The organism is Pseudomonas sp. R4-84 (assembly GCF_054130985.1).
The window spans coordinates 3,050,787-3,072,914 of sequence record NZ_CP096390.1; the positions used below are offsets into that span (position 1 = coordinate 3,050,787).

Sequence of the window (22,128 nt, forward strand, 5' to 3'; positions counted from 1 at the left end):
TGGCTCAGGCCAATCCCGAACGGAACGCTTCCACCTTGAGCCCGAATCGGTTCATCTTGTTGTACAAACCGCCACGGGAAACGTTCAACTGCCGGGCGGCCAGGCGGATATTGCCCCGCGTGTCCCTGAGGGCCGCGATGATCGCATTCATTTCATGGGTACCTAGATCCACGGCTGCCCGCGGCTCGGGGGCAAAATGCCGGGCCGCTGGCTGTCCTCCCTGCCTGATCTCCAACGCAAGATCACTCGCTTGGATCAGCTCGGTGGCAGCCAGGTTGGTCGCGCGCTCAATGACGTTTTCCAGCTCACGGACGTTGCCCGGCCAGTGGTAGGCGCCCAAGAGCTCCAGCGCCTCCGGGGACAGATCGCGCATGGATTTTCGCAGCGACCGGGCGCAACGCGCAAGAAAATGCCGTGCCAGCATCGGCACGTCTTCGCGGCGCATGCGCAGGGGCGGCACCGTCAGGCCCAGCACGTTGAGGCGGTAATAAAGATCTTCGCGAAAAGCCCCTTCGGCCACGGCCTGGCTCAGGTTGCGATGGGTCGCAGCGATGATGCGCACGTTCACCCGCAACGATTTTTTCGCCCCCACCCGAGTGACTTCGCCTTCCTGCAGGACACGCAGCAAGCTGACTTGAGCATCGAATGACATGTCGCCGATTTCGTCGAGAAAGATCGTCCCGCCGTCAGCCAATTCGAACTTGCCCGCCGAACCGCCACGCACCGATCCGGTGAACGCGCCTTCGACATGGCCGAATAGTTCACTCTGGACCAGGTCGCGAGGAATGGCCCCGCAATTGACCGCAACGAAAGGTCCGCCGCAACGCTCGCTGCCATTGTGGATGGCCTGGGCAAACAGTTCCTTGCCAGTGCCGCTCTCCCCGAGAATCAGCGTGGTCGAATCGCTGCGGCTGGCGATTCGAGCCAGGTGCAATGCGTCCTGGATGGCGCGTGAATGGCCCTGGATGGTTTCGAAGGTATAGCTGGCCTGGGTACCCATGATGCGCCGGGTAATCTCGCGGATGCGCCGGTTCTCGCGCAATGAAACAATGCGACCGCCCTGCGCCAGGGGACAGACCGACACCAGGCAGGCCAGGTGGCTGCGATCGTGCAGCTCAAACGTACAATCCAGGTCCCGTACTCCTTCCCCGGCCCTGCGCAGGATTTCATCGCTCAGTTCGGTCTGGCCCAGGCTCTGGAACGGCTTGCCCAGCCAGGCAGGGTCGACACGAAACAATTGCCGGGCGTAATGGTTGAGGGCCTTGATATTGTTTTTCTCGTCCAATACGACCAAGCCCTCGTTGAGCACTTCCAAAACCGTTTGTTGTTCTTCCAGCAACGCTTGCAGCGCCATTTGCCTGGAAACAGCTTCGGCTGCAGCCTGGACGGTGCCCAAGGTGTGGAAGTGAAACCAGCCGGGCTCGGCCGTTAGGGTCAACATGGCCAGGGTCCGGCCATGGGCATCGCGGATGGGCGCGGCGGCACAATGCATCTGCCGCTGGCGCAGGCCGGCGCCGAAATTCTCGCCAGACAGCACGTATACCAAGCGGTCTTCAACCAGTGCCAGGCCGGTGCAATTGGTGCCCTGTACCGATTCAAGCAAGCGACTGCCGATGGGTGTGAGGTCCAAGCCACAGAAGTACAAGGTGGTGCCCTGGGCATCCGTGAGGTTGATATGCCCGTTGGGATTGTAGGCAAGCAGGCCGCGCATGACCTGCGCCGCCGCGGCGATCAACAGTCGATTCGCCGCCAGTGTGGCGGTCAGCTCGGCAGGCGAGACAAAACGGTACTCGCCGTCTGCCGAGTCGAGGCCGGCATCGACGCTACGCTGCCAGGAACTCCAGATAACCTGCCGGACACCTTCAGGACGCTCGGTGACGCCGCTCAAGCAGGCTCGCCAGGCTTCATCCAGCGCCGGGCTTGATCCCCCATTCAATGACGCAGGCCCCAGGGCAGTCAGGTAATCACGGTCTTCAACGCTCAACGTCATCGGCTGTGTGTTCATGGCGGGCTCTATGTACATACTTTTGACATGTCAGTATAGGCATGTCTTCTAAATGGACACATGCAATCACAAAGCACCAATTAAACCCTTTATTTTCAGGCTGTTAACAATTGGCACAGCCCTTGCTCCCGGCAATGCACCGACAACGAGTCGCGAACAACAATAAAAGGGAGTCTCTTATGGGTACGTCAAAAACCGTCCGCCTGGGTCTTATCGGTGCGGGTCGCATGGGCAGCTTTCACGGCCTGACCGCCGCTCGCCACATCCCCGGCGCATACCTTGCCGCCATTGCCGATCCTACCCCCGGCCAGGCCGAGCGCCTGGCGGCAGAACTGGGCGCAGGGAAGGTTCATACCGATCCACAACAGTTGCTGAATGACCCGGATATCGACGCGGTGCTGATCGCCGCGCCAGCTCGCAGCCACGCCGAACTGGTGATCAGCGCGGCGCAGGCGGGCAAAAGCGTTTTCTGCGAAAAACCCATGGCCGTCACGCTGGAGGAAGCCGATCGGGCCATTGCCGCCGCTGCCGATGCGAGGGTGACGCTGCAAGTCGGCTTCAACCGGCGCTTCGCCAAGAGCTTCCGCACCGCGCACCTGGACGTGGTCGCCGGCCGAATCGGCACGCCACAGCTTCTGCGTTCGCTGACCCGCGACCCGGCGCTGAACAATCCCGCCGCCTCGCCGCAATGGGTCATTTTCCTGGAGACGCTGATCCACGACTTCGACACCCTGCGCTACCTCAATCCGGGTGCAGAAGCGGTCGAGGTGTTCGTCATGGCCGACGCGTTGATCGCGCCGGACTTCAAACACAAAGGGTTCCTCGACACGGCGGTGGTCACGATCCGATTCGACAACGGCGCCATCGCCACGGCCGAGGCTAACTTCCAGGCGGTTTACGGCTACGACGTCCGCGGCGAAGTGTTCGGCAGCGCCGGCATGCTGACCATGGGCAGCGTCAACGACAGCGACTTGCTGCGCTACCTGGCAAGTGGCGTCCAGGCCGATACCCAGCGCATGGACACCGACTTGCTGCGTGACGCCTACGTGACCGAGCTCAATCACTTCGTCAATTGCGTACGCAGCGGTGAAAAGCCCCTAGCCAGCGGTGAGGACGCCCGGGCCGCGCTGGCGATTGCCCGTGCCTGTATCGAGTCTTTCCAGCAAGGCAAAGCGGTGCGTGTCCAAGGAGTGCTGTCATGAGTCTCGTACCGTTCAAGCTGGCGGTCAGCGCGGAGATGGTGTTCCTCGACCTGCCCTTTATCGAACGCGTCAAACGCATCCATGCGCTGGGCTTCAGCGTCGAGATATGGAATTGGACGACCAAGGACATCCCCGCCCTCGCCGCGACGGGCGCTGACTTTACCTCGATGACCGGCTACATCACGGGCAACCTCACCGACCCCGAGGACATCCGGCAACTGCTGGACAGTGCCCAGGAGTCCCTGGGTGTCGCCGCGCAATTGAATTGCCCGAGCCTGAACCTGCACGGCACCGGCCTGGGGGACCAGGGTCTGCCGGTCAAACCCGTGGCCCAGGCCACCGGCCGCATGTGGTTGAGCGCCTGCAAGACCCTGGAAAAAATCGCCCGCCTGGGGGAAGACGCCGGCCGTGTGTTCCTGCTGGAAAACCTCAACACCGAAGTCGACCATCCGGGCACGCCGTTCGCTCGCGCCGACGACACCCTGGCGCTGATCGAAGCCGTAGGCAGCCCGCATCTGAAAATGAACCTGGACCTCTATCACGCGCAGATCGGCGAAGGAAACCTGACCGAACTGATCCAGCGCGCCGGCGGCGCCATCGGTGAAATCCAAGTCGCCGATGTGCCTGGCCGCATGGAGCCCGGCACTGGCGAAATCAATTATCCGGCGATTGCCAGGGCGTTGTCCGGCATGGGATACAGCGGTGTCGTCGGCCTCGAAGGTTGGGCCAGCGGAGACAGCGAGCGGGCGCTTGAGCGATTCAGGCGGGCCTTCACGCTGGATGGGTAAGGCCCGTGCAGAACATTTATTGATGACGTTCACTCCATAACAACAAAAGGAAAACCATCATGCGTCGTTGCACACTGCTGTTCGCCACGCTGCTCCTGCTCTTCAGCCAATGGGCCTCCGCCGACTATCGCATCGGCGTCAGCATCGCCAGGGTCGACGATAACTTCATGACCTATGTGCGTAACGGCCTGGACGAGGCCGCCAAGAAGGACAACGTCCAGATCCAGTTCGAGGACGCCCAGGGCGATGTGGTTCGCCAGCTCAACCAGGTCCAGGGCTTCATCAACCAGAAAGTGGATGCGGTCATCGTCCTGCCGGTCGACACCTCCGCCACCGCCAATATCACCCGTGCCGCAGTCGAGGCGAAGACGCCACTGGTCTACGTCAATCGGCACCCGGACGAACGTACGCTGCCCAAAGGGGTGGTCACGGTGGCGTCCAATGACATCGAGGCTGGCCAATTGCAGATGCGTTACCTCGCCGAAAAGCTCGGTGGCAAAGGCAACCTGGCGATCATCATGGGTGACCTCGCGCAAAACGCTACCCACGACCGCACCGAAGGGGTCAAGCAAGTGCTCAAGGACTTTCCCGGCATCAAGATCGTCGAGCAGCAGAGTGCCGAGTGGCAACGCAACAAGAGCATGGACCTGACCAGCAATTGGTTGCTCGCCGGCAGCCGGTTCGATGCCATCGTCGCCAACAATGACGAGATGGCCATCGGTGCGGCCATGGCCTTGCAACAATCCGGCAAGGCCAAGGGCGAGGTTGCGATTGTCGGAATTGACGGCTTGCCGGACGGCCTGGCGGCGATCAAGCGCGGGATGCTAGTCGCCTCGGTATTCCAGGATCCTAAGGCCCAGGCGGCCAGCGCGGTGCAGGCAGCCATCAAGATGATCAAGGGCGAGCCGGTCGAGACAGAAGTCTGGGTGCCCTTCCAGTTGATCAAGCCTGAACAACTGGCGGTGTTCGAGCAGCGTTACAAGTAGCAGTAATCACCTGAGAAAAATGATGGCTCCGTGGCGAGGGAGCTTGCTCCCTCGCCACGAGTGAACAGCGCTGGATCAAGCGATGTGCAACGCTCGGCCCTTGGTCTCGGCGAGGGCGTTGTTCAATGCAACACGGAACAGTTCGACCAGCACATCAATCTCGTCGGCCTGGATGATCAGCGGCGGCAGGAATCGCACCACGGCGCCGTGACGCCCGCCCAGTTCCAGGATGACACCCAGGCGCAGGCATTGGCGCTGGATGGCCTGGGCCAATGCGGTGTCCGCAGGAGGAACACGGCTGTCGCTCGGGGTGTCGCTGACGACTTCCACGCCCACCATCAACCCCCGACCGCGCACCTGGCCCAGGCAAGGGTAGTCGCCCTGCAACTGGCGCAGTTGCTCCATCAGGCGCTGCCCCATGGCATCGGCATGTTCTGGCAGGTTTTCGCTGATGATATGGCGCAATGTCGCGGCACCTGCAGCCATCGCCATCTGGTTGCCACGGAACGTGCCGGCATGGGAACCGGGCTTCCAGGTGTCCAGCTCTTCGCGATAGACCATCACCGCCAGTGGCAGGCCGCCACCGATGGCTTTGGACAGCACCAGAATGTCTGGCTCGATATCGGCATGCTGGAAAGCGAACAGCTTGCCGGTACGACCCAGGCCGGTCTGCACTTCGTCGATGATCAGGGCCACGCCGTATCTGCGAGTCAATTGACGCAAGCCCTGGAGCCAGCGTACCGGTGCCGGGATCACCCCGCCCTCGCCCTGCACCACCTCCACGACCACTGCCGCCGGCGGCAACACGCCCGATTCCGGGTCGCTCAGCAGTTGTTCGATGAAGTGCAGCCCGGCATCGATGCCAGCGTCACCACCGATGCCGAACGGACAACGGTAGTCGTAAGGGTACGGCAGGAATTGCACGTCGGCCATCAGCGAGCCCAGCGCCTGTTTCGGCCCCAGGTTGCCCATCAGGCTCAATGTCCCCAGGGTCATGCCATGATAGCCGCCGGAGAACGTCAGGATCGGCTTACGCCCGGTGGCGATTCTCGCCAGTTTCAGGGCCGCCTCGATGCCATCTGCACCCGTCGGCCCGCAGAACTGTATGCGCGCGTGACGCGCGAAGTTTTCCGGCATGGCATTGAAAAGGTCCTCGACAAAGCGATCCTTGACCGGCGTCGTCAGGTCCAGGGTGTGCAAGGGCAAGCCGGAATCGAGCGTCTGGCGCATCGCCGCAATGGCCACCGGGTGGTTATGGCCCAGCGCCAAGGTTCCCGCGCCGGCGAGACAGTCCATGAACAATTGCCCCTGCGTGTCGCGAACATAAAGGCCGTGAGCCTCTTGCAGGGCCAGCGGGATGCGTCGCGGGTATGAACGCGCATTCGATTCCCGGGCCGCCTGGCGTTGCAGGTACGGATTGGTATTCAGTTCGCGAGGCGCCTGTTGGCGGAACTGCTCCAGCGTGAAGGTGGCGCTGGATGATGAGCGGGGCTGGACACTTTCCATTTTGACTCCCTGAGATGAGAACGCTGTCGTGGGCGATCAGCCCTGTCCTTATGCCTGCATTGCCTGGCGCAGGCTCAGCGGGCGCATGTCGGTCCAGACTTTCTCGATGTAGGCCAGGCACTCTTCCTTGCTGCCCTGCATGTCTACGGTGCGCCAGCCATCGGGCACACTGCGGTAGTCCGGCCAGATCGAGTACTGCTCCTCTTCGTTGACGACAACCAGAAACCGCGTATCCGGGCTATCCAAACTCATTGCTTGCTCCTTGACTGGCATGACGGGAAAGATCGCTACGATACAATACAAATAGTATCGATTCTCATTAATATTTTATAAATCTTACATGGCTTGCCTGCTTCAACACCCACGAGCAGTCGCAAGACGGTGGTGCGCTGTTTATACTTCGCCCCTTCTGGACGATAACGTCTCTCAATTCGCGGTCACGGATGAGTCAATGATTCCCAGCCTTGCTCCGCTGTTCACCGGGCCGCTCGCGGCCTTCGAAGAAAAACTGCAACTGCGCAGCCACTCGCCCACCGTTCTGTCGGTGGAACTGTTCTTCCAGCGCGAGACGTTCAGTCAGTTCGTCGACGAGCTGCTGGCGCGCTACAAGACCGATGAACGCCTGGCCCTGGTGTCGCTGTGGTCCAAGTGGTATTTCAGTACCTTCCTCGCGCCGGTGATGGGCGCCAACCTGTTGCTGCAACGGGACCTGCCAGTCGCTCTGAACGATGTTGGGTTGAAACTCGGCGACGACGCCAGGCCACAGGCCTTACATGTTCGCGACGCCGGGCAACCACTGCCCGAATGCACAGCCTTTGAACGGTTCCATACGCTGGTTGAACAACACCTGGAACCGGTCATCGACACGCTGGCCAGTGTCAGCCGCGCATCGCCCCGCTTGTTCTGGAGCAATGCCGGCAACACCTTCGAATTCGTCACCACGCGGATCGACCTGCATCCGCTGGCCAATCCCGAGAGCACCCTGCCCGCCCGGCAAATCCTCACTGCCCGCCTGCGCCCCGATGGTCGGCGCAACCCGCTGTTCGCCCCCGTGCGTTACCACGATATCGGCGAGGACGAGCCGCAGCGCCTGCGGCGAATCTGCTGCATTCGGTATCGCCTTCCCAGCGTCGGCTATTGCAGCAGTTGCCCCCTCGATGAATGCAAGCGGCAGCATTGAAGCGTCTGATCGCGCCGATCATTTTGCCAATTGAAAGGGATTCTCCGTCGCCCGGTCGTAATCGACGAGGTGGCCGTAGTCGAGACGATAGACCCGGTCCGCCACGTCGAAATAACGGTCGTCATGGGTGATCGCGATGACCGTCTTGCCGGCCGCTTTGAGCTCGGGCAGCAATTCGTTGTAGAACACATGGCGGAACACCGGGTCCTGGTCGGCCGCCCACTCGTCCAGCAGGAACACTTCACGGCCTTCCATCATCAGCAACAGTAAGGCCAGGCGCTTGCGCTGGCCCTGGGACAACGCGGTGGTGGACAGGCGTCCAGCGGCGAATTCAACCTTGTGAGCCAGCCCCAGGCGCTCCAGATAATGGTCCACCCGAGCCTCCAGCCCTTCATGGTCGCCCGCCTCGCCCAACACATCGGCGAACAGATAGAAGTCGGCAAAGATCGCGGCGAAGTGCTCGCGATGCCATTCGCTGGTGCTGGCATCGAGCACCACGCCGTTGAGTGAAACCTCCCCGCAAGCGGGCACATAGAGCCCGGTCAGCAGCTTGGCCAGGGTCGACTTGCCACTGCCGTTGCCCCCCACAATGAAGATCAACTCGCCGCGCCGGATCGTCAGGTCGATCGGTCCCAATTCAAAGGCAAATTCCTCGTTCTTGCCGGCATACCGGTAATGCACGTTCGACAGACGCAGATCCCGAAACGGCTGCGCTGCTTGCGCGGACGCCTTGAACTCTACCGTCTCGCCCAGTGCCAGGGCATCAATGGCCTGTAAAGCGACATGACCACGAATGACAGCGGGAATAGCGTCGAGGATCATCGAGATCGGCGTGCGCAGGAACATGATCGCCAAGACGTAGCCCACCACCACCTGCTGGCTCAGCAATCCCAGCCCCTGGCCGAGGAAAAACAGCGTGCCGATCAGCACGAACACCAGCAACGTCGTCCAGTTCAGGTTGACGGCCCATAAGGTGTCAGCGCGTACCGATGCGTCCAGCGACGCCCGGGCGATGGGTTCGAGCTTGCGTTGATAGAGTAAATGCCGACGCTCCCGGCTCAGGCCCAGTTCGCAACGCCCCTGGATGGCGGCTTCGAACTGCTCGGTGAGTTGGTCGTCCTGCTGCCGGACCGCCTGCATCAAGGTCTTGACCTTGCGCCCGAGCAGCACGTCGAGGCCGACGCCAGCGGCGATCACTGCCAGCGTCAGGCCGAAGAACGGCAGGCTCAACCACGCCATATAGGCCAGCCCCGCCAACAGCAGCAAGCCGTTGTACAAGGAAATCGGCAATTGCTTGAAGGCCGTGGCGACGGTGGTCACGTCCTTGGTCAGGGCGTTGTAGATGCGTGGGCTGCCCAACCGTTCGATGCGTTCCAGCGCGGTGCCCAGCACCTTGCCCACCAGCCGCAAGCGCAGCTGGTACACCAGCCGATGGCCGATCTGCACCAGCAGCCATTGCGCGGTGACCCCGCTGATGAACAACAGCACCAGCAGGCCACCGAACAGCAGCAAGCCCTGGCCGAGGTCATTGAGACCTTGTTCCAGGCAGCGGTTGATGTAGCCGATCAGGCCGATACTGGTGGCCGCGCTCAGGGCACTGCTCAGCACCGCTAGGAAAATGCGCCATCGCGCGTTGTGCAGCAGTTCTCTCAATAACATCATGGGACCGACACCACCTTGGCAGAGGTTTGCAACAGTAAAGGCAGCAGGTTTTCGACCAGTCGCGGCTCGCCGAGCATCTCATGATGCCCCACATCCAGCGTCCACTGGCTAACCGGTTGGCGCGCGTGGACTTGCCATTGTGCGCGCAAGTCGCCGTGGGCATTGCCGCGCCACAACCAGACTGGCACGTCAACGGTTGGCAAGGCCTGCTCGTACAAACGGGTCTTGATCGCGCGATATCGCGCCATCAGCGCCAGCAGTTCACCATCCGCCGCTTTCCATTGCAGGTGCCCGCGCACCTGTTCATCGTCGAGCAGCCGGGCGACACCCTCGGCATAGTCGAGGCCGGCCAACAGGCCCGTCAACCGTTCCCGTAGCGACTCGCCGATCGGCTGGCCGTGGCTGCGGCAATAAAACGCGAAATCGGCAATCAACTGGCCCGCTTCGTCGCCCTCGCCGGCCAGGCTGCGCTGAGCATCGTGATCGAGCAACACCAGGCCTTCGACGCTGAAGCCGCTGGCTTGCAGATGCGGCACCAGCAACAAGGCCAGGCGCGCGGCCAGGCTCCAGCCCAACAACACCATCGGTCGCTGTTTGAGCTGGACCGGGATACTCGCCACGTATTGCTGCAACAGCGCATCCATATCGCCGTGGGCCCAGTCATTTTCAAGGGCGGCCAGGCCAAAGACGGCCACTTCGCCGCGCAGGTTTTCCACCAGCGGCTGGTAAGCCTGCAGGTGCCCTTGCGCACCATGCACCGCCAGCAAGGCCGGTGCGTGCGGATCGGCGTCGCTCAAGATCTTAAAGGGGCCGCTGCCGATATCGTCCAGGTCCTGCACCAGATCACGCACCGTATGCCGCTCGAACAACAGATTGGTCGGCAGGTTGAGGCCCAACCGTTCACGGATCAGCGACACCACTTTGATCGCCGCCAGCGAATGCCCGCCAACGTTGAAGAAATTGTCCGTTACGCCGAGGTCATCGACCCCCAGCACGTCACACCAGATCGCAAGGACCACCGTCTCCAACTCCCCCTCCGGCTTCACCCGCGTATTCTGCAATCGCTGCCGGGCCCGTTCGAGCAGGTGCTTACGATCGAGCTTGCCGTTGCTGTTCAGAGGCATGGCCTTCAACGCAAAGATACCGCTGGGCAGCATGTAATCCGGCAATTGACGAGCCAAGCTGGCGCGCAACGGATCCGTCCCCTGGAACTGAACATCGTCCGTGACTACAAATGCCAGCAACCGCCCGAGATCGCCTTCGCCATCCAGCAGCACAGCGGCTTGCAAGACGCCCGGCTGGGCGAGCATCGCCTGCTCGACCTCCGCCAGCTCAAGGCGAAACCCACGAATTTTCACCTGCTGGTCATTGCGCCCCAGAATGCGCAGGGCCCCATCGGCCTGGCGTAAGACCAAGTCACCGGTACGGTACAGGCGATCGCCGCTGGCAGGATCTACACCGAAGGCCTCGCCACCGACATTGCCGACGTATCCCCTGCCGACACTGGCGCCACTGATGTACAACTCGCCAGCCTGGCCGGGCGGCACTGGCCGTTGCTGCTCGTCAAGCAGATGAATACGGTTGGCACCCAACACTTGATTCAACGCGCAACCAGTCACGCCCTGCGCAAGATCAATGGCTCGCCACAACACCCCGACGGTGGTTTCGGTCGGGCCATAGTGGTTATACAGTCGGCAGGCCGGCTCGGCCTGGGCCAAGCGTGTCAGCAACGCCTCGCCAATCGGTTCCCCGCCCAATACCAGCACCTGGCGAGGCAGTACGCCGACGGCTTGCTCGCCCATCAAGGCTTCGAGGTGCGATGGGACGATTTTCAGCACGTCGAGGGGATAACGCCTTAGCTCCTCGGCAAAGGCCTGGGCGTCGGTCACCGTCGACTGCGCCAGCACATGCACACAACCGCCCTGCAGCCACGCCGGGAACAACACGGTATTGCCCAGGTCCGCGAGCAGCGAGGACACCAACCCATAATGCCCGCCCTCGGGCAGTTGCAGTGCACGGGTTACTTGGGTGACGTAATGGCGCAATTGCCCTTGTTCGATCTGCACCCCTTTTGGCTTGCCGCTGGTGCCCGAGGTGTAGAGCACGTAGGCCAGGTCTTGTGCGGTGCCGGAGTGCGATGTAGCTGACACAGGCCCTTTGCTTGCCTGGGACCAGCACAGCGTCCGGGCCGACGTGTCAGGCAAGAGGCCCTCCAAGTGCAGGAGTAACGCAGGTCGGGCGTCATCCAGTACCGCAGCCAGCCGCAGCGGCGGCTGTTGGGGATCCAAAGGCAGATACGCGGCACCGACCTTGAAACAAGCGAGCATCGCAACCAGCATCTGCGCGCCGCGTGGCAGATACAGCCCCACCACGTCGCCGCGGCCCACGCCCGCCTGATCCAGGCTGCCGGCGACGCGGTCACTCAAGGCATCGAGTTCAGCGTATGAGAGAAATTGGTCGGCATACCGCAGCGCCGGGCGATCCGGGTGTGCCTGGGCGTGCCGGCGCAGGGCAACGATGATGTCAAGGTCCGCTCCGAGGTCAGGACGCGGCGAGGACACCAGCGACTCCTCGGGCAGACACGCATCCATGCCATCGATAAGCTCATTGGGCGACTGCATCAGTTGGCCGAGCCAATGCTTGACACGCTTGAGCAGCGCCTGCATCTGCTCCTCGCGATACACCCCGCAATCATACGCCAACGCCAGCTCGCCATTGCCCTGGGTGTGGAGGGTCAACTGAAGTTGCAGCTCGATCGGCGTGTCAAACGAGAGCCACTGCAACGCGTCCGGTTGCGGCCCTTGCAGAACCTGCAATCCTGCCTGGAAACTGGCTCGCCACTCTGGCAACAACTGCGCCTGGCCGACGTATTCCTGCCAGTCGACGGCACTCTCCAGTTGCCGGGCCATTTGCCGGGCCAGGTTGACCAGGGTGCTGTGCTCGGACATTTGCATCACCATCGGCAACGTCTGTTCGAACACACCAAACGCGCCGGTCAGTTCCTCGTAGTTATCTCGAGGGTCATGCTGCAAACCCAGTTGGCCCTGCCGTTGGCCATTGAGCCTGCCGAGCAATGATCCCCAGGCCGCCAAGACCAACTGCTCCTCAGCGATACCTTCCTGCTCGGCCAGGGCGGTCAGTCCCGTCACCTCGCTTTGCGCCAACTCCTGACGGACGACGGCATGACGGCCACTGGCGATGCCATAACGTTCGACCAGGCGCATGCCCGGGATGTCCTGCAAGGCCAGGTTGCGCCAGAACTGTGCGCCCTGCTCAGCGTCTTCATCCAGTTGCAGGCCGTTGATCCACTCGACGTAGTCCACGTACTGCATGGGCTCGTCATCCAGCGGCGCGGCGCGGCCCAGCAAATGCTCGCGCAACTGGACCAGGCTGCGCGCGTCCAGCGAGTAGGCCGGGACCGCCAGCAACAATTGATCATCGAGCAGCCAAGCCAGCACGTCGGGCTGTTCGGCCTGGCAGCGACGCCGCGCCTCTTCCAGCCAATCCTGCTCATCGTGACCGTCGGTTGCGCGCCCCTGGCGCCAGTCAAGGCGCAATGCCTGAGGTTCGATCACCCTTTGGCGCAGCCCGGTGGCGCCCAGTGGCCGCTCATAGCGCAAGCGCAGCGCTTGATGCTGCGCCAGGCTGTCGCGCAAGCGTTGCTCGACGATGCCTTCGGGAACGCCTGTCAGTACCATGCGCACCCAGCGCCAGGCGTGTGGGTTGGCCTGGGCCAGTTGTTTCTGCTGGGGTGAAAGCGTGAGTCCAAGGTCCATCATGGGGTCAACTCTTCAAGTGTGTCTTCGGTCTGCGCCGGCGCGGACATGACTTGGTGGCGGGCATAGATTTCCCCCATGGCGACGACGATTTTGCGCTCGCCCTCGAACGGATCCCGAGCATGGGCCGCTAGCATGTTATCGAGCATCACCACGTCGCCCTGTTGCCAGTCGAAGCGCACGGCACAACGGTCGTAGGCGGCATTGATGGCATCGATAGCCGCTGGTTCGAGCTCCGAGCCGTCCCCATAAAACACTTGCCTGGGCATTGCCGATTCGCCGTCGCGCAGGAATTGCTCGCGAACATCCTCATCGAGCAATGCCGGGTGGTACAGCTGGATCTGGTTGAAGAAGCTTTCTTCGCCCGTCAACGGGTGCAGGATCACCGCCGGGCACACCTGCCGGGTGTGCAGGTTATTGGCGCCGCGCCACTGGAACTCGATGTTGCTCTCACGACAGATCCGCTCGACGTCGGCTCGGTCCTCGGTCTGGAAGAAGTGCTGCCAACTAACGTCCAGGCTGGTGCTGAAATTGCGCACGTACATCAGTTGTTTGCTCCGTAGGTTCGCCTGCAACCACGTCGGCAATTCGCGGTAGACCTGGCGACTGTCAACGATTGGCGTCGCGCCCCCGGACGTCGCGGGCGTCTCGCAGTAGAACCACTGCCGACGTGGCCAGCGGTGCTGATGCGCGCTTTCGTTATGGAACAGGATCATCCGGTCCTTGGGGTATGGCGTGGACTTGTAGATGTTCTTGCCGCCTTCCTCTTTCGGCAGGTCACCGTATTGCCCGTACAGCTGCGGGCACAGCGCCTGGCAGAACGCCTCGAAATCCGCCGGGGTCGGCAGGTCGAAGCCACGGAACAGGATGCCGCCATGCTCGCGTAACCAGTGCTCGACCTTGTCGCGGTTGGCTTGCGCCCAGATGGCCGGGGCCAGTTCGCGGTCACGCAACGAAACCAGCAACGGGAATGCCGAGTCCGCTCGTAGCGGCCGGGCCTCGATGGGCTCACGGCTAGCCGCCGATCCGCCCTGGCGCATCTTGCCCAATTTGCTCATTTTGCGTTGCAGCGGGTTGTCCGTGGACATTGCAGCAGCTCCCTTCACAGTCGGCATCAAGGTATCGATAGGGGTTTGCGGCGCGGCGAGCGCGCGCTCCAGCAGCAACTCGAAGGCATCGCGCAAGCGTTCGATGGTGGCCGGACGGAACAGGCTGGTGCGGTACACCCAGCGCAGGCTGAGCGCGTCGCGGTCTTCGCTGGCGAACAGCGCCATGTCGAACTTGGAGTGGTGCTGCTCGCCCGTCAACGGCTCGACCTGCAGATCGCCCAGTTGGCGCTGCTGACGCGGCGTGTTGTCGAGCACGAAGAGTGTCTGCAACAGTGGATGCACATTGGCCACCCGCGGCAATTTCAGGCACTCGACCACGCGTTCGAACGGCGTGTCCTGCCAGGCGAACGCTTGCAGGCATAACTCGCGGACTTGCATGGCCTGCTCATGGAAGCTCAGTTCCGGTTGCACGCGGATGCGCAAGGCCAGCAGGTTGACGAAGAAGCCGATCAGCGATTCGGTGGCCGGATGGTCGCGGTTCGCCACGTCCGTGCCAATCACCAGGTCGCGGCCTTGTGTCTCACGTTGCAGCACGGCTGCATAACACGTCAGCAGCACCATGAACGGCGACGTGCCGCTGTCCTGGGCAAAGGTTTTCAACCGGCCCACCGTGGCGGGCGACAATTGGAAATCCACCGCCGCCCCGGCACCGCTATCACGCTCCGGACGCGGGAAATCGAATGGCAATGGCACCTGCGCGGGAATCCCCGCCAGGGTCCTTCGCCAGAATTCCAAGCCTTCCCTTTGACGCAACTGGACCGCCGCCGAACCTTGCCAAACGGCGTAGTCGACGTATTGGATCGGCAGCGCTTCCTGGGTTGGCAGCACGCCGGTGCTGTAGGCCTCGTAACCTTCGATCAGCTCATCGACCAACACCGCGCCGGACCAACCGTCGGAGGCAATGTGGTGCATGACCATTTGCAGTACATGCTCCTGTTCGCCGAGGCGATACAGGACCACCCGAAGCGGCGCTTCGCTGCCGAGGTCGAACGGTCGCAGCGCCATGTCCCGGGCATTGATTGACCACTTCGATTCGCTCGACGGCAGGCGTTGCAAAGCCACCGCCAATTGCGGGTGGATTCGCTGGCGCAACTCGCCGCCGCACTGGTGATAGGTGGTGCGCAGGATTGCATGTCGATTCACCAACCGTTGCAACGAACGCCCCAGGGCCTGGTTATCCAGTTCCCCACGCAAGCGCACGTTGCTACTCATGTTGAAGCTGCTGTCGACCTCATCCAGTTGTTGCATCAACCAGACCCGTTGCTGCGCCGAGGACAAGGGTTGATCGATGCCTTGGTCAACCACCGGAATCGTCACCGACGCCAGATCCTGCTCAGCGGCGAGGCCCTCGATTCGCTCGGCCAGTCGCGCCAGCACCGGTGTTTCGAACAGCCAGCGCAATGGCACCTCGAAGCCCTGTTCCCGCAGGCGCCCGCGTACCTGGGCCGCCATCAGGGAGTGCCCGCCCAATTGGAAGAAATGTCCGTCGGGTGGGACGTCCCGCACGTTCAGCACCGAGGCCCAGATCTGCGCCAGCATCCCCTCGCCGGCCGACAGCGGGCGCCCGGTTGCTGGCGCGCTGCCGACAACCGATTGCAAGCGCGGCAGTTGTCTGCGATCGACCTTGCCATTGCTGTTGAGCGGCAGTTGCTCAAGCGCCTGCAGGTGCGTCGGCACCATGTAGACCGGCAAGCGCGCCTGCAAATAGTCTCGAACAGCTGCCTCACCAGGTGCATCGTCAGGATTCGCCACCCAGAATCCGGCCAACTGCTCGCCTTGCACGGCCACCACCGTTTGCAGCACTTGAGGATGGCTGAGCAGGACGGCCTCGATTTCCCCCAGTTCGATGCGATAGCCACGCAACTTGATCTGGTCGTCGGTGCGTCCGAGGTAGTACAGCTGGCCGTCGGGCTGCCAGCGCGCCAGATCGCCGGTGCGGTACAAGCGACCACCGTTACCGAACGGGTCGGCAATGAAGCGCTCAGCGGTCAGCCCCGGCTGCCCGGCATAACCCCGGGCCAGTCCGTCACCGGCGATATAGAGTTCACCGACGCAGCCTGGCGGCACTTCACACAGGTATTCATCGAGAACATGGCAGCGGGTGTTGAGCAACGGCCGGCCTATCGGGGCGACGGGCAATTGAAGTGTGTCGATCGGCGTCTGGGTCGACCACACCGTGGTCTCGGTCGGGCCGTAGACATTGATCAAGCGCGCCACGTGCTGCTTCAGCTCGCTGGCCAGCTCCTTCGGCACCGCCTCGCCGCCGGCCAGGGCCACTCGCCCTTCCAACACCCGGCGGTCGCCTTGCAACAACATCGCCCAGGTAGCGGGCGTGGCCTGGATCAGGTCAACGGACCGTTCGTCAATCAAGCGTGCAAGCAGCAGCGGATCCTGGCGCTCGTCGTCGTCCGCCAGGACCACCGAGCCGCCACGCACCAGCGGCAGGCAGAGCTCCAGGCCACAGATGTCGAAAGTGACAGTGGTCAAGGCCAGGTAACGCTGCACGTTATCCAAGGGCAGCGCCTGCTCCATGGCGAGCAGGAAATTGGCAAAGTTACCGCGGCTGATCTGCACGCCCTTGGGTTGCCCGGTCGACCCCGAGGTGTAGAGGGTGTAGGCCAGTTGCCCGAGGTGCGTCGCCAATCCAGGCGCCTGGGCGGGAAATTGCGCCAATGGCAGATCTGCCCACAGGCAAACACGTAGGTCGGCAGGCCAATCCCCTGTCGTCGAATCGCAAAGCAGCATATGTGGCTGCGCCCGGTTGAGCACTTGCGCCTGGCGGGCCGGTGGATGGGCGCGGTCGAGTGGCAAATAGGCGGCACCGGCCTTCTGGATGCCCAACATGCACACCAACAGGCGTTCATCCCGAGGCAGGCAGAAGGCAACCAACGATTCAGGCCCGACGCCCTGGGCCAGCAACCAATGAGCCAAGCGGTTAGCCTGGGCCTCCAGCGCGGCATAGCTCAATTGGCGGTCGGCGCAGTAGACGGCGATGCACTCGGGATGCACAGCGGCTTGCACTTCGAAACGCGTCACCCAATCCGCTTCGCCGTGCAAGGGCAACGACTTCCCGGCAGTCGCCAAAGTCGCAACCGAACGCAGCGGGATTTCCAGCAGGCGCCCATCAAGATCCTGGCCCGACAGGCTGGCGAGCAATGCCTGGTAATCCTCTACCAACCGGCGAGTGATGTCGGGCCGCAACAATGCGGTCGCGTATTCGACGATCAAACCGGTGCTGGCCTCGGCACCGCGACCCTGGGTGAACAGGTTGAACGTCAGGTCGAATTTGGCGCTCACCACGCCACCCGGCAGCGCCAAAGCCTGGGCACTGATGCCGGGCAGGTTCAGGCTGCGGGAATCCTGATGGTCGACCTGATAGTTGAACATCGTCTGGAACAGCGGCGTGCGATCCAGGCTGCGCTCTACATCCAGCACTTCCAATAACTGCTCGAACGGCAGCGATTGATGGGCCAGGTCCTCATTCAGCGTGCTGTTCAGGGCCTGGACGAATGCTTGCAGGCTCTGGCGGCCGTCGATCTGGACACGGTGGGCCAGGGTGTTGACGAACAACCCGACTAACGCCTGGCTCTGGACTGACTCACGCCCCGTCACCGGCAAGCCGATGGCGAAATCACTGCGCCCGCCGTGGCGCCAGAGCAGCAACTGATAGGCCGCGAAATACAGCACGAACGGCGTGACGCCTAGCGCCCTCGCCCGCGCCTCGACCGCAGTGCTCAGCGAACCGGGCAGCACATATTCGTCTCGCGCTCCACCGAACGCCTGCACCGCCGGCCGCGTGGATTGCTCAGGCAGCTCCAGCGGCTCGTTGCCCAGGCCTTCCAGGCGTTGTTGCCAATAGGCCAACGAATCCTTGCCATACGCGCCATCCAAGCGCTCTCGATGCGCCTTGATCAACGGCAGCAAAGCGCTTGCCGCCGGTAGGGTCTGATCTTGATAAAGCGCTGCCAGATCCTGGACCAGCAAGCCCATCGACCAACCGTCCACGGCAATGTGGTGCACGTTGAACAGCAGGCGATAGTCGCCGGGCGCCACACCAAACACATCGATGGCCAGCAGCGGACCTCGCGTGAGATCGAACACCCGCTTGGCCGCACTGGCAATGGCCGCGTCCTGTTCCGAGTCACTCAGGGCGCCGATGTCATGGACGTTGAAGATCGGTGCAGCCGTATCGTCCAGCCGCTGCCAGACTTGCCCGTGCTCTTCGAAAAAACGGCAGCGCAATGCGTCATGCCGGGTCACCAGCGCCTGACAGGCGCGTTGCAGGCGGGGCACATCCAGGTCGCCGCGCAAGGCCAACAGTTGGGTAACGTTGTAGGCGGTTTCAGCCGGGTCGAATTGCTGCATGAACCACACCCGTTGCTGGGCATGGGACAGAGCCTGCGGTTGCGCCGCGTCCTCGCACGGCGCCACGGCATCAGCGACCGGTGCGACGATCGGTGCGAGCACCTTGGCCAGTTGCCGAGGGGTCGGGTTTTCCAGCAATTGCCGGGGCATCAGGCGCAAGTCGGCCTGACGCAAGCGCGCGATCAACTGCAAGCTGAGGATCGAGTCGCCGCCCATGGCAAAGAAATCGGCGTCCGGCCCCAGGCCAGGTTGTCCGAGCAACTCGCGAAAAGCCGTCAGAACCGCAAGCAATGCCGGCTCGGCGCGGCAGTCGATGCACAGGGCCATGGCCGCCAGGGTCGGATGCTGCAACACGTCCCGCGGTTCCAGCTTGAGCCCTTCCCGGGATGCCAGGCCGATCAATTGCAGGCTGAGAATCGAATCCCCGCCGAGAGCGAAAAAATCGTCCGCGCGGCCAACTGGCGCGCAGCCGAGGATCTGGCACCACAGTTGCGCCAATCGTTGTTCGGTCGCTCCGCTGGGCTGCTCGGTGGCTTCGGCGGCCGGCTCATCGATCGTCGGCTCAGGCAATGCACGTCGGTCCAGCTTGCCATTGGCAGTCAGCGGCAACGCGTCCAGCGCCAACCAATGGGCCGGCACCATGTGTTCCGGCAGTTGCCGCTTGGCCTCGGCTTGCAGCGCCGCCAGCGCTTGGGTGGTCATCGAGGGGCTGACATACGCCACCAGTTGCGTCCGCCCTTTTACTTCACAAGCCAGCACGGCGCCTTCGCGAACCTGAGGCTGGGCGTTGAGCCAGGCGCTGACTTCGCCCGGTTCGACGCGGAACCCGCGGATCTTAGCTTGATCGTCCTGACGTCCGAGAAACACCAGGCGCCCGTCGCGATCCAGGCGAACCCGGTCGCCGCTGCGATAAAAGCGTTGGCCCTGGGCCGTGACGCCGAACGCACGTGCTGTCAACTCAGGCTGGCCGAGATAGCCTTGGGTAACCTGGGGACCACCAATCAGCAGCTCACCGGCGACACCCAGCGGTACGCACCGATTTTGACCATCGACGATGCGCAACTCACAGCCGGACAGCGGCTGGCCCAGCGGCAGATACTGACCCGCTACGAACGCCTCGGAGTCCAGAATTTCACCGCAGACCACGCCGACAGTCGTTTCCGACGGGCCATAGTGATTGAAGATACGGAGTTGCGGCGCCAGTTCACGCACCTTGGCGAATAACGCCTGGTCGAACCCCTCGCCACCAAGAATCAACAGCTCCTTGGGCAACACGCGACGGGCGTCGTCCAACGCCAGCAAACCGCGCAGGTGCGAAGGGGCGATTTTCAGGCAATCCGCCGGATATTGGTCGAGAAAATCGGCCCAGCCGGGCGGGTCGAAGGCCAACGACGCCGGTGGCAATACCAGCGTGTCGCCTGCGTTGAGCGCGGCGAAAACAGAGGTCAAGCCGAGGTCGGCGGCGACCGTTGCCAAGGTCGCCCAGCGGCTACCCGATTTGGCTTGCAAGCGTTGACCGACGGCATTGGCGTAATGGGCGACGTTGGCATGCGTGACCTGAACGCCTTTCGGCTGGCCGGTCGAGCCCGACGTGTAGATCAGGTAGGCAGGCAACTGAGGCTGGCTGAGGCTTTCGTACTGGTGGACGTTCGCGTTGAGCGACCAATCGTCGGCGCTCAGCACCAGGCATGGGATGCCCACGCCGGTCTCGGGTGCTTGCGCCAATGTCAGCCACAGGCTCGCGCCGCTGTCGTGCAACAGTTGTTCGAGTCGCCGGGCTGGTTGCGCCGGGTCGAGAAACAGACAGGTGGCGCCACGCTGCCAGCACGCCAGGGTCGCCAGCACTTGTTCGGCACAGCGCGGCATGCACAGCGCGACCACCTGACCCGGCCCAACGCCCTGCGCGGCCAGCCGTGCGGCCATCGAGCGACTGGCCGCGCCGAGCGTGGCGTAATCGATGCTCTGCCCCACACTGCACAACGCCACGGCATTCGGCGTGTGCGTGGCCCAATGCAGCACCTGCTGGTCCAACGGCAACGCGATCGCGCCCAGGACCGGGCCGCGCACTTCACTCGGCGTGGAAACCAGTTGCAGGTCCGACAACCGCCGCTGCGGATGAGCCGAGCCCTCGTGGAAGATCGCCAGCAAGTCGTCGAGCATTTGCTCGACCGTGGCCGTGTCGAACAATTCGTCGCTGTATTCCAGTTCGCAACGCAGCCGCGCGTCGGCGGTACGGACCATGCGCAACGTCAAGTCGAAACGCGCGTGGCGTTGCGGCGGGTCGAGTACCTCCACCGCCACGCCGGGCAAGGCCAGGGTGCGGCTTTCGGGCAGATCGACCTGGACGAACATGACCTGGAACAACGGGCTCGAACGTGGACGTTCAAGGTTTTCGAGGATGTTTTCGAAGGGCAACTGCTGATGGTCGAACGCCGCCGCAACGGTGTCGCGGGTGCGCTGCAACGCGCTGCTGAAGTCCGGATTGCCTTGAAGGCGCTGGCGAATCACCAGGGTATTGAGTAACGGCCCGATCAACGATGCCAGTTCCGGACGGTCACGTTGGGCAATCGAGGTGCCCAGGCACAGATCAGTCTCGCCGCTATAGCGCGACAGCAGGCAGGTGAATGCCGTCAGGCCATAAATGTACAACGTCACGCCATGATTGCGGATGGCGGTTTCGACTGCCGTGGTCAGTTGCGGCGGGAGCTCCCGGGCCAGGACCGCGCCACTGTGGCGACGTTGTGTGGGCGTGGGGCGCGGACGGTCCAGTGGCAACGCCATCGGCGCCGGTGCATCGGCCAGTTGGTCGCGCCAGAAATCGATATGCTGCCGGCAGCTATCGCTGTCCAGCCACTCACGTTCCCATGCGGCGAAATCGGCGTACTGGATACTCAGTTCAGCTAACGCGGCAGGCTCGTTCGAAGCGAGTGCCCGGTAAGCCTCGGCCAGTTCCAGGGTCAGTTGTTGGGCCGACCAGGCGTCATAGGCGACGTGGTGAATGGTGAAAAAAAGCCAGGTGCAATGCTCCTGGGCATCGCTGAATGCCTTCCAGCGCCAAGGCATCGACTGCGCCAGGTCGAAGGGCTCGGCGAGTTGGCGGGCATATTCATCGGCACACCATTGCTCGTGCTCGGATGCGGCGATGGTCAACCGTTCGACGCCCGGCAAGTGCACCTGTTGTGGCTCGCAATGGGGCTGCAACTGTCCGCTGGTGTCAGGGCTGTAGCGCGTGCGCAGGATCTGGTGGCGGTCGACCACCTGCTGCATCGCCTGTTGCAAACGCGCGCCATCCAGGCGCCCATCGAAGCGCAGCACCGAGCACAGGTTATAAAGGGCCCGGCTGCTCAGGGCTTCAGCCGACAGGAAGCGCCGTTGCGCCTGCGCCAGCGGCCTGTGTTCGCCTTCGCCGAGCAGAGCGGGGACGATCGGCAGGCGCCAGCTGTCGATGCCCTTCTCGGACAGGCGTTGGCGAAAGACCTTTTTCTTCTCCGCGGGCAAGGATGCCAGCCGCTGCGCAATCTCCAGGAAAGCTTGTTGCGTCATCGTACT

At 62.8% G+C, this 22,128-nt stretch carries 10 protein-coding genes; 4 read left to right on the forward strand and 6 right to left on the reverse strand.

The features are described 5' to 3' along the window. Nucleotides 1-4: 4 nt before the first annotated feature. The gene (locus M1D68_RS13795) at nucleotides 5-2,005 is read right to left on the reverse strand and encodes a sigma-54 interaction domain-containing protein (protein ID WP_457967135.1); all 2,001 of its coding nucleotides are present in this window, start codon (nucleotides 2,003-2,005) and stop codon (nucleotides 5-7) included. A gap of 179 nt (nucleotides 2,006-2,184) precedes the next feature. On the opposite strand from M1D68_RS13795, the gene M1D68_RS13800 reads away from it, so the two are divergent. From M1D68_RS13800 to M1D68_RS13810, 3 genes are read left to right on the forward strand one after another with little or no spacing between them, the layout of a single operon-like run. Then, on the forward strand, nucleotides 2,185-3,207 hold the full coding sequence (locus M1D68_RS13800) for a Gfo/Idh/MocA family oxidoreductase (RefSeq protein WP_457967137.1): 1,023 nt from the start codon (nucleotides 2,185-2,187) through the stop codon (nucleotides 3,205-3,207). Continuing rightward, the gene (locus M1D68_RS13805; protein WP_420763728.1) at nucleotides 3,204-3,995 is read left to right on the forward strand and encodes a TIM barrel protein; all 792 of its coding nucleotides are present in this window, start codon (nucleotides 3,204-3,206) and stop codon (nucleotides 3,993-3,995) included. The genes M1D68_RS13800 and M1D68_RS13805 overlap by 4 nt, the downstream gene beginning before the upstream one ends. A gap of 59 nt (nucleotides 3,996-4,054) precedes the next feature. Then, nucleotides 4,055-4,981, forward strand: coding sequence for a sugar ABC transporter substrate-binding protein (locus M1D68_RS13810; RefSeq protein ID WP_457967139.1), 927 nt, complete (start codon nucleotides 4,055-4,057; stop codon nucleotides 4,979-4,981). A gap of 75 nt (nucleotides 4,982-5,056) precedes the next feature. Here the strand turns inward: M1D68_RS13810 and M1D68_RS13815 are convergent, their stop codons facing one another. Both M1D68_RS13815 and M1D68_RS13820 read right to left on the reverse strand, forming a co-directional pair. After that, nucleotides 5,057-6,487 (reverse strand): diaminobutyrate--2-oxoglutarate transaminase, encoded by a 1,431-nt coding sequence (locus M1D68_RS13815; RefSeq protein WP_434559165.1) that lies wholly within the window; start codon nucleotides 6,485-6,487, stop codon nucleotides 5,057-5,059. A gap of 48 nt (nucleotides 6,488-6,535) precedes the next feature. Next, a complete protein-coding gene (locus M1D68_RS13820) occupies nucleotides 6,536-6,739 on the reverse strand; it encodes an MbtH family protein (RefSeq protein WP_420763725.1) in 204 nt (67 codons plus the stop codon). A gap of 199 nt (nucleotides 6,740-6,938) precedes the next feature. Between M1D68_RS13820 and fhuF the strand changes: the two genes are divergently transcribed. Next, on the forward strand, nucleotides 6,939-7,667 hold the full coding sequence (gene fhuF, locus M1D68_RS13825) for a siderophore-iron reductase FhuF (RefSeq protein ID WP_420763724.1): 729 nt from the start codon (nucleotides 6,939-6,941) through the stop codon (nucleotides 7,665-7,667). Nucleotides 7,668-7,685: 18 nt separating this feature from the next. Here fhuF and M1D68_RS13830 read toward each other — a convergent pair whose 3' ends face one another. Genes M1D68_RS13830 through M1D68_RS13840 form a run of 3 tightly spaced genes read right to left on the reverse strand, consistent with a single transcriptional unit; the run spans nucleotide 7,686 to nucleotide 22,122 of the window. Next, the gene (locus tag M1D68_RS13830) at nucleotides 7,686-9,329 is read right to left on the reverse strand and encodes a cyclic peptide export ABC transporter (protein WP_420763723.1); all 1,644 of its coding nucleotides are present in this window, start codon (nucleotides 9,327-9,329) and stop codon (nucleotides 7,686-7,688) included. Continuing rightward, entirely contained in the window at nucleotides 9,326-13,108 is a 3,783-nt protein-coding gene (locus M1D68_RS13835; protein WP_457967143.1) for a non-ribosomal peptide synthetase, read from the reverse strand. Before M1D68_RS13835 ends, M1D68_RS13830 begins: the two co-directional genes overlap by 4 nt. Beyond that, nucleotides 13,105-22,122, reverse strand: a complete 9,018-nt coding sequence (locus tag M1D68_RS13840) for an amino acid adenylation domain-containing protein (RefSeq protein WP_457967145.1) — start codon at nucleotides 22,120-22,122, stop codon at nucleotides 13,105-13,107. The genes M1D68_RS13835 and M1D68_RS13840 overlap by 4 nt, the downstream gene beginning before the upstream one ends. Nucleotides 22,123-22,128 lie beyond the last annotated feature (6 nt).